This window comes from Sphingobium sp. YR768, assembly GCF_900111125.1.
Taxonomy (GTDB): Bacteria; Pseudomonadota; Alphaproteobacteria; order Sphingomonadales; family Sphingomonadaceae; genus Sphingobium.
This window is the reverse complement of the sequence record NZ_FOGE01000052.1, coordinates 1-17,376: the sequence shown is the minus strand read 5'-3', so window position 1 is coordinate 17,376 and position 17,376 is coordinate 1. Positions and strand designations below refer to the sequence as shown.

At 63.7% G+C, this 17,376-nt stretch carries 14 protein-coding genes; 7 read left to right on the top strand and 7 right to left on the bottom strand.

Translation table 11 applies throughout. The annotated features are described in order from the left end of the window. From BMX92_RS25695 to BMX92_RS25670, 6 genes are all read right to left on the bottom strand, one after another. A partial coding sequence (locus BMX92_RS25695; RefSeq protein ID WP_143066912.1) for a TolC family protein occupies window positions 1–1,022 on the bottom strand: 1,022 nt, incomplete at its 3' end. A gap of 59 nt (window positions 1,023–1,081) precedes the next feature. Further along, a complete protein-coding gene (locus BMX92_RS25690) occupies window positions 1,082–1,888 on the bottom strand; it encodes a MipA/OmpV family protein (protein WP_093022271.1) in 807 nt (268 codons plus the stop codon). A 282-nt stretch (window positions 1,889–2,170) separates the two neighbouring features. Beyond that, window positions 2,171–2,566, bottom strand: coding sequence for a glycine zipper 2TM domain-containing protein (locus tag BMX92_RS25685; protein ID WP_093022268.1), 396 nt, complete (start codon window positions 2,564–2,566; stop codon window positions 2,171–2,173). A gap of 92 nt (window positions 2,567–2,658) precedes the next feature. After that, window positions 2,659–3,501, bottom strand: a complete 843-nt coding sequence (locus tag BMX92_RS25680; RefSeq protein ID WP_256213634.1) for a DUF3313 family protein — start codon at window positions 3,499–3,501, stop codon at window positions 2,659–2,661. 146 nt (window positions 3,502–3,647) lie between these two features. After that, on the bottom strand, window positions 3,648–4,223 hold the full coding sequence (locus BMX92_RS25675; RefSeq protein ID WP_093022262.1) for a TetR/AcrR family transcriptional regulator: 576 nt from the start codon (window positions 4,221–4,223) through the stop codon (window positions 3,648–3,650). A gap of 315 nt (window positions 4,224–4,538) precedes the next feature. After that, window positions 4,539–4,958: a MerR family transcriptional regulator gene (locus tag BMX92_RS25670; RefSeq protein ID WP_093022259.1), complete on the bottom strand. Its 420-nt coding sequence runs from the start codon at window positions 4,956–4,958 to the stop codon at window positions 4,539–4,541. A gap of 68 nt (window positions 4,959–5,026) precedes the next feature. Between BMX92_RS25670 and BMX92_RS25665 the strand changes: the two genes are divergently transcribed. The 7 genes from BMX92_RS25665 (at window position 5,027) to BMX92_RS25635 (ending at window position 15,387) form a co-directional block, all read left to right on the top strand. Then, window positions 5,027–5,677, top strand: a complete 651-nt coding sequence (locus BMX92_RS25665; protein ID WP_093022256.1) for a cation transporter — start codon at window positions 5,027–5,029, stop codon at window positions 5,675–5,677. A gap of 32 nt (window positions 5,678–5,709) precedes the next feature. Next, the gene (locus BMX92_RS25660; protein WP_093022253.1) at window positions 5,710–6,042 is read left to right on the top strand and encodes a hypothetical protein; all 333 of its coding nucleotides are present in this window, start codon (window positions 5,710–5,712) and stop codon (window positions 6,040–6,042) included. Between the two features lie 58 nt (window positions 6,043–6,100). After that, a complete protein-coding gene (locus BMX92_RS25655; protein WP_093022250.1) occupies window positions 6,101–7,375 on the top strand; it encodes a TolC family protein in 1,275 nt (424 codons plus the stop codon). Between the two features lie 3 nt (window positions 7,376–7,378). Further along, window positions 7,379–8,548 (top strand): efflux RND transporter periplasmic adaptor subunit, encoded by a 1,170-nt coding sequence (locus BMX92_RS25650; protein ID WP_093022247.1) that lies wholly within the window; start codon window positions 7,379–7,381, stop codon window positions 8,546–8,548. Between the two features lie 4 nt (window positions 8,549–8,552). Continuing rightward, window positions 8,553–11,792, top strand: coding sequence for an efflux RND transporter permease subunit (locus BMX92_RS25645; protein WP_093022244.1), 3,240 nt, complete (start codon window positions 8,553–8,555; stop codon window positions 11,790–11,792). Then, window positions 11,792–14,062, top strand: a complete 2,271-nt coding sequence (locus tag BMX92_RS25640) for a heavy metal translocating P-type ATPase (protein WP_093022241.1) — start codon at window positions 11,792–11,794, stop codon at window positions 14,060–14,062. Before BMX92_RS25645 ends, BMX92_RS25640 begins: the two co-directional genes overlap by 1 nt. 134 nt (window positions 14,063–14,196) lie before the next feature. Further along, window positions 14,197–15,387, top strand: a complete 1,191-nt coding sequence (locus BMX92_RS25635; RefSeq protein WP_093022274.1) for a CynX/NimT family MFS transporter — start codon at window positions 14,197–14,199, stop codon at window positions 15,385–15,387. Between the two features lie 365 nt (window positions 15,388–15,752). Here BMX92_RS25635 and BMX92_RS25630 read toward each other — a convergent pair whose 3' ends face one another. After that, window positions 15,753–17,219 carry a recombinase family protein gene (locus BMX92_RS25630; RefSeq protein WP_143066911.1) on the bottom strand — a complete coding sequence of 489 codons (1,467 nt, stop codon included), beginning with the start codon at window positions 17,217–17,219 and terminating at the stop codon, window positions 15,753–15,755. Window positions 17,220–17,376 lie beyond the last annotated feature (157 nt).

Genomic DNA, 17,376 nt, shown 5'->3' with positions numbered 1-17,376 from the left:
TGGGGCGTGATGGTCGGATAGAAAGCCAGTTCGGCAAGTCGCACATTGCCGGTCTGCGCGACAAGGCGGGCATCGGCTTCGCGAATATCGGGTCTGCGGATCAGCAGCGCACCAGGAAGCGTGTCCGGCACATCAGGCACGCGAACCTCAGAATGTCCAATCGTTAGGCGCCTTAGCGGCGCTGTTCCTGCTCCGATCAGTACCAATAGCGCACGCCGGCTCGCATCGAATGCGCCCGCCACGTCGGCAGCCTGCGCCCGCGTCTGCGCGAGATCGCTTTCCACTCGATCGACATCGGAGCCGGCGGCAAGGCCGCGGGCGGCCCGAACGCGTACAATATCGGCGATCTGCCTTTGGATATGTTCGTTGGCGCGCGCATCTTCAAGCTGGGCTGCGAGCCCTCGCGCCTCGAAGAGGCCGCGCGCGACATCGGCCGCAACCATGGCGCGGACACCCTCATAGTTGAAGCGCGCGGCGGCAAGGTCCGCGTCCCCTACATTGCGCGCCGTGTTGCGCCGTCCGAACAGATCTAATTCCCAACTCAGCGGGAGGGAGACATTGCCGGTCTTGTTCGTATTGGGGGCAAAGAGGTTGGTTAGCGAGCCACCGCCAGGCAAGCCGGGGACATCCAAATCGGGCGCCGATACATAGTCGGTCCGGCGTATTTCCCCGGTCGCCTGTGCATTGCCCTGAAGGCCATAGCGGGACAGTGCCGACGCCCGGGTGGCGCGCGCCTCCGTCAGCCGCGCGAACGCCTCGCGCACAGAAAAGCCGCCAGCCAGGGCCTGATCGACCAGCCCCTGGAGTTGCGGATCGTTATAGAGCAGCCACCAGTGATCGAGCGCGCCCGCTGGCAGGTCGGCGCCGGCGGCATCATAAGCTGCCGGCAGGTCGACTGTTGCCGGGCGGATCGGCGGCGCATTCACGCATCCAGCCAACCAGAGTGCCACACCCAGTCCGGGCGCCGGCCAGACAAGCGCGCGCGCCACCACCGTTCGCAGCCGCGAAACGGAGCTTTTCATCTTGAAAATCCTCGCTGGCCGAAGGGCAGGGCGGGGCGATGGCTCCCCGCCCGCGCGTTTCACATACGGTAGGTCAGCGTGAGAATGCCCGATGGCTGGGTCTTCTTTTCGACCAGCGGACTGTCCTTGGCATCGCCGATCATGGAGGTCACGCCGCCGGTGGCGCTGAGCGTAATCCGGTCGGTCAGGCGGTAGGTTGCGGTCAACATGCCCGAGATATCTTTGAACCCGCTCCCCATGCCGAACTGCGGTAGGCCCGAGGCAAGCGATTCGGCCGGCGTAACGCCAAAGTAGCGATCATTATATTTACGATTGGCCCAGGTCGTTCCGACCGTGGGGGTCAGCACGAAGCGCGACGAGAGCGGGATCGGGTAGGAGACGCTTGCGTCCGCGACCATGCCCTTGGTGCCGCCGGAGACGATCTTGACGGCCCCCAGCGTGGCCACGAAGCCGCCCGCCCGGATGTTGGTGAAGAGGCGTGCGCCCACGCCATCCGACAGTTTGTCGATGCCCTCGGGCATGTCCTTGCCGCGATAGCCCTGGACGAAGACGGCGCTTGCGCCGATCTCGAAATGCTCGCTGGTGATCGGGATGACACCAATGCCGTTGCGCAAATTCGCGAAGAACCAGCCTTCGCGGATATCGATCGCGGGGATGGGAATGATCCGGGTGTCATCGGAGCCTTGGTAGGCAGGCGTGGCGGCGACGCCGACGCCCAGCACAATATGGTCCCGATTCCGTGATTGAGCCTGCGCCTGCGTTTGCGCGGGCGACTGCGCAATTGCGCTATCGGCTGCGGCGACACTGGCCGCGGCAATCAGCAGCCCGGTGAAATGCCGATTACAACTTTTACGAGAGATTATCATGATGAGGCTCGCTTTTCGTGCTCATGCCTGTTCGAAGGCTGGGGGGTGTGGAAGAGAAGAATGTGAGGGCGTGCCAAGGCACACCCTCACACCTTCACCGGTATGGCTTGTTTACCGGACGACAGCTGGGCCGGGCGTGTTGGTGCCGCCCCGCATGGCCGTCTGGCGCGGTTCTCAAACCCTGGTACCGGCGAATTGCGAGTCCCCTTTCGAAGTGGGTGCGACCCGAGGTGCTCGCAAGGAAGTACAGGACCTGGCTCTCCCGATATGTGGAAGCCAAGGCTATTCACAACGAATATTCCGTCGATCGATCGCCCGTCCCGCGAGCGCGCCGCCGCCGGCACCCAGGATTGTCCCAAGCGTCCTGGAATCGCCGGGCGCGACAAGATTGCCGAGGACACCGCCCGCGAGTGCGCCGACAATAGCACCGCGCGAACCATCCCGGCGCTGGCAGTAGTAACGTCCCTCACGGTCGCGGTAGATGCGGTCTTTCTTCCCAAGTTGGCGACGCTCTCGCGCGTCATGCCGATCACCGAAGCGACGGTCATTACGGTAATCTTGATCCCGATCGCTAAAGCCAGGTCGCCCATAACCACCGCGCCCGCCATAGTCGTCGGTCGCACAAGCCCCCAACGTCAGGGTCGCGGCCAGAACAGGCATGAATAGCATTCGCGGCATGTGATGGAGTCTCCCTTTGATGTCCTGGACGTTTAGGCGGGCCTTGTTTGACGGGCTCGGCTGAGAGGTCGGATGTGGTCATGCAGCGCTGGTCACTGTTCAGGCTTTGCGTCTTGAAACCGTTCGGTTTCGGTTTCCGGCCCGCTGGTTCCGGCGACCTGTGGCATGTAAAGCCCTGTCACACCCCCGACCACGCCGCTTGCGAGGCGATGCGTTACATTCTTGCGCGAGCCAAAGCGGGCGCAGGGGTCGATTTTACCAAGCTTGATCCTTGGACGGTCCTTGCTCGCGAAGCTCTTGCCAACCCTGTCGCCGAGCGGCTCAGCCAGTTGCAGGGCATCGCCCGCGCGCGAGAGCGAGGGTTTGACCCGGCCGACCATGCCGGCATTCTTCGTCCATAGCATCGCCGCCACTTGCCGCCCATCCGGCGCAAGCAGTTCGGATTCCACGGCAAAGCCGCCGGTCGATGCGGGGACGCGAAAATTGACAATCGGGATGGGATTGACGAAGTCCACTGCCGCAGCGGCAACCGATCCCACCCGGCTGTTGGATTGCAGGCGGACGATCGCGGTGCGGATCCTGCCGGCGTTCGGGGCCGGTTCGGGTGCAATCAGGAAGCGTTCACTGACCTCAAAGCAGATCTGCCGATCGACTTCGTGGAGCACCATGGCCTTTTCTTCTACGGACAGTTCGGTTTCGAGATCGGGCGCGATGATGGCGGACTCGATGAACACGGTCTTCACGGTATCGGACGCCGCGTCGTCCCGGTGATGAGCCGACACTTTCCGGTTCAGCTCGCCAGCCGGAAGGCTACTATAGGTGGAGAGGAAGCCGGACCGGACCGCAGGACTGCTCTGACATGCCGATGTAGCGGCGAGGGCGACGACAAGCCCGCAACGTCGCCAGGCGAGGGGGGCTGAACAGCTGCTTTGCACGAATCCCGCCGGCACAATTGATCTCCATTTCAAGATACGAACTGTATCCTAAAAATTGCGGCCGATTGTCAATAGGGTTCGCAATGTATCTTATAAATTTACCCTACAACCTGCTCTTGCTACCTTCTCGAACGGTGGGAAGGGAGTCAGCGGGGCGTAGTGACCAAAGGCAGGAAAGTCTGGTCGACGATTTCGGCGATCGCCATGTCCGAAATCTGTTTCACGGTAATCACGACTTCATGCATGACGAGACTGAAGGGCAATCGGACGACCCGCGGGGTCAGGCGATCCTTGTCGACGTCACCGCGCGACAACGCGCGTTCGAGAACATCCTTCATCGGAAAGTCCTGGAAACGATCATCCATGAAGCTCGTGCCTTCGGCCGCCATGTCCTGGCTCATTTCGAAGATGAGACCAAGCAAGCGAGGGGGCGCGCGATCGGCAAAGCGCCGCAGCAGAAGGCACATCTCGTCACGGAAATTGCCCAGGTCCGGCACTTTAATGGGATTAAGCTTGAGGTGGCGGACGATGGCCGCAGATGCGATGCTCGCCTTTGTGGGCCATCTCCGGTAAAGAACGGCCCGGCTCGTGCCGGCCCGATCCGCCACTGCCTGAAAGGTGAAATCGCTATATCCGCGCGCTTCCAGCTCGCTCCAGGCTGCGTCGAGGATGGCATCTTCGAGGGCGGCTCCACGCCGACGCTTTACCACTGTTTCTGTCATTCTTCCGTGCCAGGCTGAAGGCACTGAAGGATCACGACCAGATCATAACAAGGCCGGGTCACTTAGCCCTCATGATTTAAGAGACGTTCTGGCCCTTGGCGTTAACCGTTCGGGATGCATATGCCAAGCGTGTATCCGGCAATGGCTGTCCTCTGTTCAAGGTGGCCTGCTAAAAAATGCGTAGAGGACACAGGGTCGCCGGTAGCGTCAGGATGTGGGGCTGGAAATACCGAGCCTCGTAAGGCGCCTGGGCGCGGTCAGGACATGTCGTGTTCGATCCGGCGAAAAGGGAAGAACTGAATCGCGGTCGGATGCTCAGTCCTGGCTCACTCCGCTGTCGATACAGCCTGCAGGCGCCAAAGCTTCGATGATCCGGCAATCGCCGATCGTCGAGCCCTCGCAATTTTCTAATCTTCGCATCAGTTCCGCGCGCAGAGCGCTCAGATCGGCCAGTTTTCGGTCGATTTCCGCTATGTTGATGGCCGTGATCATGTCGACCTGCGCGCAAGATGCATCCCGCTCGTCGGCAAGCTTCAGGAGCGTACGCACCTGATCGAGCGAAAATCCAAGATCGCGAGAGCGACGGATGAAAGACAGGCGATTGAGATGCGCCTGTCTGTAGATCCTGTAATTGCCGCTGTTTCGCTCCGGCGCAGGAAGCAGGCCTTCCTTCTCGTAAAAGCGAATGGTCTCGACACGCGTAGCCGTGAGTTTTGCCAGATCGCCGATTTTCATTCTTGACCCTATAGCGGCTTCAGGGTGCATGGGTCCACGCCGTAATGGAACGACTCGGATTTACGATTATGGCTGACAGCTGCTGCTCGAAGAAGGGCGACACGATCGCCGAACTCGGACGCAAGGCGGACCAGCGCCGTGTGCTGGTCGCTGTCATGGTCATCAATTTTGTGATGTTCGCGGCCGAGTTCGGAGGAGGCTTAGCTGCGCGTTCGTCCTCGCTGATGGCGGATTCAGTCGATATGCTCGGCGATGCCCTCGTTTATGCCCTTAGCCTCCATGCCATGAGTCGTGGCCCGCGATGGGAAGCAGGCGCGGCGCTCGCCAAGGGCAGTATCATTCTCATCTTCGGCGTCGCCATCATCTTCGAAATCGTGGACAAGATCGTAAACGGCGTGCCGCCGTCTTCCACGCTGATGCTGGCGTTCGGCAGCGCCGCCCTTGTCGCGAACCTGGCCTGCCTCGCGCTGCTGTGGCGATTCCGGCGCGAGAACGTCAATATGTCGAGCACATTCGAATGCTCACGCAACGATGTCGCATCGAACATCGGCGTGTTGATCGCGGCCGGTTTGGTCGGGGCAAGTGGCGCGGCTTGGCCCGATATTGCTGTCGGTGGAATCATCGCGATCATCTTCCTGCGCTCGGCTTGGCGGTTGCTCGCGGAGGCGATCCCGGCATGGCGCGAAGCGCGGCCGATGCCACCGGAAGTCTTACAATGACTTCGCGCGGCAGTTCACGTAGAAGAGCCGCAATGCTGCGTAGGTTCTGGTCCTTTTTAATCATCATGATCGTGTCATCACTGGTGATGACGGGGACAGTCCATGCGTTGGAGACACCGGGGCAACCCACGGTCGAATGCAGCGGCAGCATGCACAGCGAGGGTGATGCCGATCAGTCGCAAGGCGACTCCGACAAAGCCATCCCGCATCATCATGGCACGTGTCACGGGCCAACTCTCCACATCCCGTCTTCCGACAACTTGTCGTCGATGGCGGCAGCGGGCGGTTTGCGACCTTTCTCGGCTACGGACCGTGCAACCGCCTCCTATCGCCTCGATCCTGCGCTGAGGCCACCGACCGCCTGACGATCCGCTGGGACGCCCGCGCGCGTCCCCGTCGACCATCGTCAGGAGTCTCATTTTCATGCACCGAATCCTCGCGGCCATATTGGTCGCAGCGTCCAGCGCCTCGGCGGCGCAGGCGCAGGAGGGGCCAATTTCCAGCGCCCCTTCTCCATCGGTCGGGCTATCGCTCGATCAAGCGGTTGCAGCGGCCGGCGGCAGTGCGCCTGCGGCCGATGCCGCGACCGCCTCCATCACCGCCGCGCAGGCGGCACGGGACGTCGCCGGCTTGCGTCCAAACCCCAGCTTCCAGGGCCAGGTTGAGAATGTGGCCGGCAGCGGCCCCTATCGGGGGCTGCGTAGCGCTGAAACCACGGTCGGGGTGTCGATCTCGATCGAGCTGGGCGGCAAGCGCAGCGCACGGGTCGCTGTCGCCGGTGCGCAGGTATCGCGGGCGCAGCTCCAGGCCGCGATCACGGCGGCGGATATCCGCGTCCAGGTGACGCAGATCTACGTCGAAGCGGTTGCGGCCGAACGCCGGTTGGCGACGGCACGCGATCAGGCACGGATCGCCGCTGAAGTCCTGCGCGGTGCCGGGGTTCGAGTTCGAGCAGGCCGGGCATCGCCGCTCGAACAGCAGCGCGCCGACGTCGCGCGGATCAACGCGGATGCCAATGTCGAGCGGCTGACGCGGCTCGCGGACGCGGCGCGGACCAATCTCGCACGCCGGATCGGTCGCCCGATCGACGGCGCCCTGGATACCGGGTTGCTCGATCGGCTTCCCGCCGCAACCTTCGGGCCGGTGGCACCGTCGAGAGCGGAAGGCACGCTGGCGCTGGCGGCGGCCGATGCCGATCTTGCCATCGCCGACGCCGGCATCCGGCTTGCCCGGGCAAACCGGGCGCTGGACATCAATATCGGACCGGCCCTGCGGCGGCTTGCGGCGACCAACGACACCGCCGCAGTGTTCGCAATCTCGATTCCCATCCCGGTGTTCAACAATGGCCGCGCCGCGGTTGCGCAGGCGACCGCGGAGCGGACACGGGCTGAAGCGGTGCGGCGCGTGACCGCGCTCGATGTCGAACAGGCGATCACCGATGCGGAAGCGGAAGCAGCCAATGCGGCCACCTCAGCAAGAGCGGCGGCCGGCCCCGCTTTAGCGGCGGCGCAGGAAGCCGCCCGCATCGCGCGGATCGGCTACCGCGAGGGCAAGTTCGGGCAGCTCGATCTCCTCGATGCCGAACGCACGCTCGCGGAAACGCGCGTCACCGCGATCGACGCGCTCGCCAGCTACCAGAATGCCCGCGCCCGTCTCGAGCGACTGACCGCTCCGGCGCCAGACAACCAAGGGAATTGATCCATGTCGCTATTTATGCCGCGAACAGCGGCTCCATTGGTGCTGGCGCTGCTTCTCGCCGCGTGCGGTGGCTCGGGCGACACCTCCAACGAAACAGCTCCGGCGAACGCGAGTGGTGAAGAGAGTGCGGAAGGCGGGCACGCCGACGAAGGCAAGGTGACGCTCAGTGCCGATCAGATCGCGGCGGCGGGAATCCAGCTCGGCCGCCCCACGGTCGGCGGATTGGGCACGATCGAGTTGCCAGCGATAATCGAGGGCGACCCGGAGGGGACACAGGTCGTCTCGGCGGCGATCGGTGGCCGTGTCGTGTCGCTGACCCGCAATCTCGGCCAATCGGTCGGGCGCGGGCAGACCATCGCCGTCATCGAAAGCCGGGAGGTGGCGCAGCTCAAGGGCGAGGTCGAGGCGTCTCGCGCCCAGCTCGCCCTCGCCAACTCCAATCTCGCGCGCGAGCAGCGACTGTTCGCGCAACGCGTGTCGCCTGAGCAGGATCTGATCGCCGCGCGTACTGCGGCGAGCGAGGCGGGCATCGCCCATCGACAGGCACAAAGCCAGGTGTCGGCAGCAGGCGGCGGTGGGGGCGGGCTCAACCGGCTCGGCATCGTCGCGCCAATCGGCGGCCAGATCATCGCCCGCCCGGTCGTGCTGGGACAGACCGTCGCGGCCGATGCCGAACTCTATCGCATCGCCAACCTCGGTCGCGTGTCGTTGGCGCTGAACCTCAAGCCGGAAGATGCTGGCCGGGTGAAGCCCGGCAACACGGTGATGGTGACGGCGCCGGGACGGCAGGCGAGCGCGCGGATCAGCTTCGTGTCGCCGGCGCTCGATCCGCAAACCCGGCAAGTGCCGGTTATCGCTACCCTCGACAATGGCAGCGGCCAGTGGCGCGTCGGCGAGCCGGTGAAGGCCTCGGTGCAGCTCAGTGGCACCGGCGGCGGCGCCAATACGGCCATCCTCGTGCCGACCACCGCGATCCAGACGGTCGAGGGCAAGTCGGTCGTGTTCGTCCGAACGGCGACTGGATTCCAGGCAACCCCGGTCACGCTCGGCGACGCTGCCGGTGCGACTGTCATCGTTCGCTCCGGCCTCACGGGCCGCGAGCAAATCGCCACTACCGGTAGCTTCACGCTCAAGGCCGAAATCGGCAAGGGCGAAGCGGCGCACGAGGATTGATGTCATGATCGCCCGCATCGTCACATGGGCGGTCGAGAAGCGCTGGCTCGTCCTGCTCCTCACCGCCATTGCCACCGTCGTAGGCGCCTATTCGCTCTATCGGCTGCCGATCGACGCGGTGCCCGACATCACTAACAACCAGGTCCAGATCAACGTGCGCGCGTCGGCGCTCTCGCCCGAACTGGTCGAGAAACAGGTCTCGTTCCCGATCGAGACCGCGCTCGCCGGCATTCCCGGCCTCGAATACACCCGTTCGCTGAGCCGTAACGGCTTCGCGCAGGTGACGGCCGTCTTTGACGACGGGACCGACATCTACTTTGCCCGTCAACAGGTCGGCGAGCGGCTGCAGGGGGTCGCGGAAAGCCTGCCCGATGGCGTCAATCCCGAGATGGGGCCGATCGCGACGGGGCTCGGCGAGGTCTATATGTGGACCGTCCGCCTCGATCACCGCGAGGATGACAAGCATCGGCCCGGCGAGCCGGGGCAGCAACCCGATGGCAGCTATATCACACCCGAAGGCGAACGGCTGACAAGCGAGGAAGACAAGGCGACCTATCTGCGCACCGCGCAGGATTGGATTGTGACGCCGCTCCTGAAGAACACGCCGGGCCTCGCCGGCGTCGACTCGATCGGCGGCTACGCCAAGCAATATCTGGTCGTGCCCGATACGCAGAAGCTGGCCTCGCTCAAGATCACGCTGACCGATCTCGGCACGGCGCTGGAGAAGAACAATACGAGCGTTGGCGGCGGCTTCGTCGATCGCAACGGCGAGGGCCTGGCGGTGCGCTCCGATGCGCTGATCCGCAACGCGGCCGAGTTGGCGCGCACCGTCGTCGCGACCCGCGAGGGCGTGCCGATGACGCTCGATCAGGTCGCGAGTGTCCGCAACGGGCAGGCGATCCGGATGGGATCGGCGTCCGAGAACGGAACGGAGGTCGTCGTCGGCACCGCGATCATGCGGATCGGCGAGAACAGCCGCAACGTCGCCACCGCGGTCGCCGACCGGCTGAAGGAGATCAACGCCTCCCTGCCGCCCGACGTCGTGGTGCAGCCGGTCCTCGATCGCACCGCGCTGGTCAATTCGACGATTCTGACGGTGGCGAAGAACCTTTCCGAAGGTGCGCTGCTCGTCATCGTCGTGCTGTTCCTGCTGCTCGGCAACTTCCGTGCGGCGCTGATCGCGGCGGCCGTCATCCCGGTCACGATGATGCTGACCGGGTTCGGGATGCTGCGCCTTGGCGTCTCGGCGAACCTTATGAGCCTCGGCGCTCTCGACTTCGGCCTGATCGTCGATGGCGCGGTCATCATCGTCGAAAACGCGCTGCGGCGCCTCGCCGAGCAACAGCACCATGAAGGCCGGCTGTTGACGGTCAAGGAGCGCCTGGAGGTCGTCGCGACCGCCGCGCGCGAGATGATCCGACCCTCGGTCTACGGGCAAGCAATCATCATCCTCGTCTACGTGCCGCTGCTGACCCTGACCGGGGTCGAGGGCAAGACGTTCGTGCCGATGGCTCTGACCGTCATCATCGCCTTGCTGTTCGCCTTCGTGCTGTCCCTGACCTTCGTGCCGGCGGCGATAGCCATATGGCTGTCGAAGCGGGTAGAGGAAAAAGATGGCAGGATCATTGGCTGGCTGAAGGCCCGCTATGAGCCGGGCCTGGAAAAGGCGATGAAGCGGCCCTCGATCACGATCGGGGCGGGCGTGGCGAGCCTCGTCGTGGCGGCCTTCGCCTTCACGACCCTAGGGCAGGTGTTCCTCCCCCAGCTTGACGAAGGGGATCTGCTGATTCAATCGCTGCGCATCCCGGCGACGTCGGTCCAGCAAAGCCAGGCGATGCAGGTGCCGATCGAGCGGATGGTCTCGAAACAACCCGAAGTCCGGTTCGTATTCTCCAAGACCGGCACGGCCGAGCTGGCCTCGGACCCGATGCCGCCCAACGCGACCGACATGTTCGTCATCCTGAAGCCTCGCGACGAATGGCCCGATCCCAAGCTCGCCAAGGCCAAGCTGGTCGAACGTCTTGAAGGCCAGCTCGGCAAGATTCCGGGCAACGCCTATGAGATCACGCAGCCGATCCAGATGCGGTTCAACGAGCTGATCGCCGGCGTGCGCGGCGACATCGCGGTCAAGGTGTTCGGCGACGACTTCGCAAGCATGAACAGGACGGCGGAGCAAATCGCCGGCGTGCTGCGCAAGACGGACGGCGCGACGGACGTGAAGGTCGAGCAGACGACGGGTCTCCCGATGCTCGACATCCGGGTCAATCGCGATGCGATGGCGCGTGTCGGCGTCACCGCGCAGGACGTGCAGGACACCATCACCGCCACGCTCGGCGGTCGGGAAGCCGGCGTGATCTTCGAGGGCGACCGACGCTTCCCGGTCGTAATCCGCCTGTCCGATGCCGAGCGAGCCGATCTCGGACTGCTCGAACAGGTGCAGGTGCCGGTGGCGGGCGGTGGCTATGTGCCGCTCTCCAGCGTCGCCGACATCGGCGTTGTCGATGGGCCGAACCAGATCAGTCGCGAGAATGGCAAGCGCCGCGTCGTGGTCCAGGCCAATGTGCGCGGTCGCGATGTCGGCAGTGTGGTGGCGGACGCACAGGCTGCCGTCGAGCAGGGCATACGCCTTCCGGCCGGCAGCTATCTCGAATGGGGCGGCCAATTCGAGAATCTGAAGTCGGCCAGCGCGCGGCTTCAGCTCGTGATCCCGGCCTGCTTCATCCTGATCCTGCTGTTGCTGTATGGGGCATTGGGGTCGGCCCGCGATGCCGCGATCGTGTTCACCGGCGTGCCGTTCGCGCTGGTGGGTGGTGTGCTGCTGCTGTTCGCTCGTGGCATGGACTTCTCGATCTCGGCCGCGGTCGGCTTCATCGCGCTGTCGGGCATCGCGGTCCTCAACGGCCTCGTCATGGTCAGCTCGGTGCAGGATCTGATCCGATCCGGCATGGACCGAGCAGAGGCAGCCCGCACCGGCGCGATTCAGCGGCTGCGCCCGGTCTTGATGACCGCGCTCGTCGCCAGCCTCGGCTTCGTGCCGATGGCGTTCGCGAGCGGTGCCGGCGCGGAAGTGCAAAAGCCGCTCGCGACCGTCGTCATCGGCGGCCTGATCTCGGCGACGCTGCTGACGTTGTTCGTGCTGCCAACGCTCTACGCGCGGTTCGGGCAGCAAGCGGCCAAGGTTGAAGAGGAAGACGGGGCCGCACCGCTGCGGGCAGAAACCAAAACCAACGCGGAGACGGCGTGATGACCAACAAGCTTGAACTCGATATCCCCGTCCTTCTCCCGGAGATTCCTGACGCGGCCGATGCCTGTGTCGGCCGCCTCCTCTCGACGCTGAGCGCAAAACCCGGCGTCGAGCGCGCGCATGTCCTGGTTGCCGATGGTGCCATGCCTGCAAAGCTGTGTATCCATTTCGACGGCGAAGCGCTGCCACTGTCACGCGTGCGCGACATGGTGCGGGCGGCAGGCGCCGAGATCAGCGGACGATACGGTCCTGGCGAGCATGCCGAAGGCGCGGAGAAGCATGGACCGGGGGATGGACACGATCACGCTCATGGCGGCTTCCTCGGCCCCAACACCGAGCTGATCTTCGCACTCGCGTGCGGCGCGCTGCTGGCGATCGGTTTCGCCATCGCAAAGCTGGTTGCCGGCGCACCCGACTGGCTGCCGACCGCATTCTACGTCGGCGCCTATGTCTTCGGCGGCTTCTTCACGCTGCGCGAGGCGATCGACAATCTGAAGCTCAAGAAATTCGAGATCGACACGCTGATGCTCGTCGCGGCCGCCGGCGCCGCGGCGCTCGGCGCCTGGGCGGAAGGCGCGCTGCTGCTGTTCCTGTTCAGCCTCGGCCATGCGCTCGAACATTATGCGATGGGGCGCGCCAAGCGCGCGATCGAGGCGCTGGCCGAACTCGCGCCCGACAAGGCGACGGTGCGCCGCGACGGGCAGACCACGGAGATTCCCGTTGAGGAACTGGTGGCCGGCGACGTCGTGATCGTGCGTCCGAACGAGCGCCTGCCCGCCGACGGCTTTGTCATCAAGGGGGCGAGCGCGATCAACCAGGCCCCCGTCACCGGGGAGAGCATCCCTGTCGACAAGGAACCTGTTGCCGATGTCGAGGCCGCGCGCGCGAAGCCCGATGCAGTCGAGGCGGCGTCGCGGGTATTCGCCGGCACGATCAACGGCGGCGCTGCGATCGAGATCGAGGTGACGCGGCGTTCCAACGAAAGCGCGCTCGCGAAGGTCGTGAAGATGGTGAGCGAGGCGGAGACGCAGAAGTCGCCCACCCAGCGCTTCACCGATCGGTTCGAGCGCGTCTTCGTGCCGGCGGTGCTGGCGCTCTCGTTCATCCTGCTGTTCGCGTGGGTCGTGGTCGACGAGCCGTTCCGCGACAGCTTTTATCGCGCGATGGCGGTGCTGGTCGCCGCCAGCCCCTGCGCGCTAGCGATCGCCACCCCCAGCGCGGTCCTGTCCGGGGTTGCGCGGGCCGCACGCGGCGGCGTGTTGGTGAAGGGCGGCGCGCCGCTTGAAAACCTCGGCTCGCTCAAGGCGATCGCGTTCGACAAGACGGGCACGCTGACCGAGGGGCTGCCCCGCATTACCGAGGTTGTGCCGGTCGACGGCGCGAGCGAGGAGGATCTGTTGGCGCTCGCCGTCGCGGTCGAAGCCTTGAGCGATCACCCGCTGGCGCAGGCGATCGTCAAGGATGGACGCGAGCGCCTCGGCGAGCGTGACCTGCCAAACGCGACCGACCTCAAGAGCCTGACCGGCCGCGGCGTCACCGCGACCGTCGATGGCGAGACGGTGTGGATCGGCAAGGCCGAGATGTTCGGCGTGGAGGGCATCCCCACGTTGAATGCGGCGGCGATGGACGCGATCGCGACCCTGCGCGAAGGCGGGCGCACCACGATGGTGGTGCGCAAGGGCGATCGGGACATCGGCGCGATCGGGCTGATGGACACGCCGCGCGAGGCGGCCAAGGTCGCCCTCAAGCGCCTGCGCGAGATGGGGATCACCCGCATGATGATGATCTCGGGGGATCACCAGAAGGTCGCCGACGCCATCGCCAAGGATGTCGGTCTCGACGAGGCGTGGGGCGATCTGATGCCGGAGGATAAGGTCGCCTCGATCAAGAAGCTCGCCGGCGAGGACAAGGTCGCGATGGTCGGTGATGGCGTCAACGACGCGCCAGCGATGGCATCGGCGACCGTCGGCATCGCGATGGGTGCTGCCGGATCGGACGTGGCACTGGAGACCGCCGACGTCGCGCTGATGGCCGACAATCTCGCGCATCTGCCGTTCGCGGTAGGCTTGAGCCGCCACACCCGCGGCATCATCCGGCAGAATGTGTTCGTCAGCCTCGGCGTGGTCGCGTTCCTTGTGCCCGCGACTATCCTCGGCCTGGGCATTGGCCCGGCGGTGGCGATGCACGAGGGCTCGACGCTGCTGGTGGTGTTCAATGCGCTGCGCCTGCTCGCCTACCGCGATCCGATGGGCTCTGGAAATAGGAGTTGACGATATCTGGGCGGCCGAATATCGCACGCACAGACGGGAGGCTCATTCCGCTTCCCGCGTAAGCGTTAACGTCAACCAACGCGCCATCGGTCTGCCTGTGCCCTCCAGCTCAGGTGGCCATGCAGGTTGTCGTAATGTCTTCTTCAAACATATCCGTTTCAAGCCGACAGGGCGGTTTAGTCCTCTATGTCGGCATTATCCTGATCGGCGCTAATTTGCGCGCCCCCATCACTAGTCTTGGCCCGGTGCTGCCTGAAATCCAGCAGGACCTTCGCCTCGACGGGGTCGCAGCCGGACTCCTGAACGCGCTTCCGCTGATCATCTTCGCGCTTCTGTCACTGGTCGCGCCGATTGTCGGGCGTAAGCACGGGCTTGAGCGAGTGCTGGGTGCGGCGATCGCGGCGATATTGGTCGGTACAATTGTCCGGTCGCTTTCGTTTCCTGCGGCGATCTGGGTTGGTACCATCCTTCTGAGCGCCGGGATTGCCTTTGGTAACGTCCTTCTGCCAGGGCTGGTAAAGCGTGACTTTCCTTCAGGGGGAGCGGGGCTGATTGGCCTTTATGCCGCCGCGATGGCAGGCATGGCCGGCCTGTCCGCCGGGCTGGCAGTGCCCATTGCTGCCCTCCCAAACTTGAGTTGGCGCTGGTCGCTCGGCTGCTGGGCGCTACTGTCGCTGGTGACGGCGATCGTCTGGCTGCCGCAGATGAGAGGCCGTCACAATCACCTCGCCGCGGCAGATACCGCTCAACCTGCCGTCTTGCCCTGGCGCCATCCGATCGGCTGGCAGGTCTCGCTCTTCTTCGCGCTGCATTCGCTGGTGTTCTACGCTATTGTCGATTGGTTCGCCTCCTACGTGGCGGCTTCGGGCGTTTCCCCCGCCACGGCGGGCCTGCAACTGCTCGTCTATCAGGTGGTCGCGGTCGCGACCAACCTTGGCGGCGCAGCGCTGATCCGCCGCTTCCGGGACCAGCGCGGGCTGGGATTGGTTTGTGGCGTTTTCCTGCTCATTGGAACGGTTGGATTGTTGCTGCGACCCGACCTGTCGCTCCTGTGGCTGGTGAGCGCCGGCATGGGCGCGGGCATAGCAATGGTGACGAGCCTCACGCTTTTCACCCTCCGTACCCATGACCACCATCAAGCAGGCGCCCTTTCCGGCATGGCGCAGTTCGTCGGTTATCTGGGCGCGGCAGCGGGGCCGCTACTGGTCGGTGTGCTTCACGATGCGACCGGAGACTGGCGCGTGCCGTTGTCGTTGCTCGTCGCGGCGAGCGCATTGGTCATGGTCTTCGCGACGCTCGCCGGTCGACCTCGGGTGATCAGGTGATACCACCGACACGATGCAGCTTGCTCTGCATTTTCGATGACCTCACTGGACTAAAGCGGGGGATTTGTTGTGTGGCGAATGACTGAGAGCAACCGTTCACCGGTGGGCGATGGCGCGTTTCTGAGCCTGGCTCGTTGGATTGCGAAGCGTGGCGATGTCATATCGAAGAACATCCATTGGACAGATCTGCCGACGGATTGACGTCGGCGGCTTGTGGTCTTTTTAGAGCAACTGATCCAGCGACGGCTATCGCTCCCGCGGGGGACAGCCATGACGATGGAACTCACCAGAACGCTGCCTGAAAAGTCCTGCGCGGCATCAAGAGCGCAGGCCATCGTTTTACAGCCCTCAGTAGACGATTCCAGTCAAATGCCAACCTTCAGAGTATGTCGGCCTCGGTCGTTGCGAGCCCCCGCAACCATAGAGACCGACATTCGGGAGTTTTGTCGGTCTCGGTTAGATCGCCCTCCCGCAACCAACGATACCTTACTGCCCGCCCTAACCGGCGGGCAGTGGTCGTTTAAGCTCCCCGCAACTTCCTTCACCTGCTCAAGTTCGGCCATCTGAGCTGCGCTCAGATCAGCCATATCGTTGCACAAATTCCCCGGCTTCTTCTGGTCCGACATCAGCAGGATGCCTGCGAGATGTCCGAGCAAGTCGATAACAAGGGCACTTCTATCGTCGTTCGGCGTGAACACGATTCTGTCGATCAGCTTGCGCACCATCTGTGCGCTCTCATCACGGCGCTTAGGCTCATTGAGCGACGCGATCAGGTTCCGAACCTGGATGCTATAGCGGTGCGCCATATTCGGATGGATCAGTACGGGGGATTCCTGCACTTCATCCAAGGCACGCGTCAGATCGGCCTTACGCTGCTCCAGCATGATCGCTTCGTCTCTTAAGACGCTGCCCGGCACGCCATCCTTGATGGACTGGATGAGCTTCTTGATTCCTCTTTCAACCTTTTCAAGTTCGGCGGCATTTTCTGCCCTGGCCGCATTGTGCGCCATGCGGGTCTGATTAAGATGCTCAGTATATTTTCGGCAGAAGGCGTCGCAGAGATCCTTTTGCATCAGACGGTTCTTCAACGCATGAAGAACGCGTTTTTCGATCTCCGATTCCATCACGGTCAACCTGTTGTCGCAAGTGCCCTTGTTACGGGCCGTCGAGCAGCCATAGCGACCTTGCGCGACGATCGACATACTCCCGCCACAACAGCCACATTTGAGAAGGTGCGAGAACAGCTTTGGCGGACGGCGTTTGTCGCCCATCGACAGTTTGCGATCGAGGGAACGCTGATAAGCTCTAACCTTGTCCCAAACCTCCTGATCAATGATGCGCAGTTCCGGCACGTTGATGCGCTTGGCCATCGCAGCGTCATTGGGCCGCGCGACACGCTTGCCCGTTGACGGGTCTTTCGAAAATTTCTGCCGGTCCCATACGAGGATGCCGGCATAGATTTCATTGTTCAATATGCCGGTGCCGCGTTTGCGGTTGCCGTTGATCGTGCTTGCTGCCCATTCGGAACCGCGCGGACCGGATATGCCAGCGGCGTTCAGATCGTGCGCGATCTTGCGCGGTGACTTACCCTTGAGATAGTCAGAGAAAATCTGGCGGACAATCTTGGCTTCGTCCTCATTGATCGTTCGCTCGCCACGGATTGGCTGGCCGTTGCCGTCGAACTTGCGGACCATGGAATAGCCATAGGACAAGCCGCCCGCGCTTTTGCCTTGCAGGACGCGGCCTTCCAGCCCCCGGCGCGTCTTGAGCGCGAGTTCATCGAGGAACATTTCATTCATGGTGCCCTTGAGGGCGACATGCAGCTTGCTCACCTGGCCTTCGCTCAATGTCAGAATGCGAATGCCTTCAAAGGTGAGACGCTTCTAGGTCGGATGTAAGCGCCGACGGAACCCGGCCTTGTGCGGATTGGGGTGGGCGTGAATTTCGCGGGGCAGATGGAGGCCTTGCGAGTGGATATCGAGCAGTCAA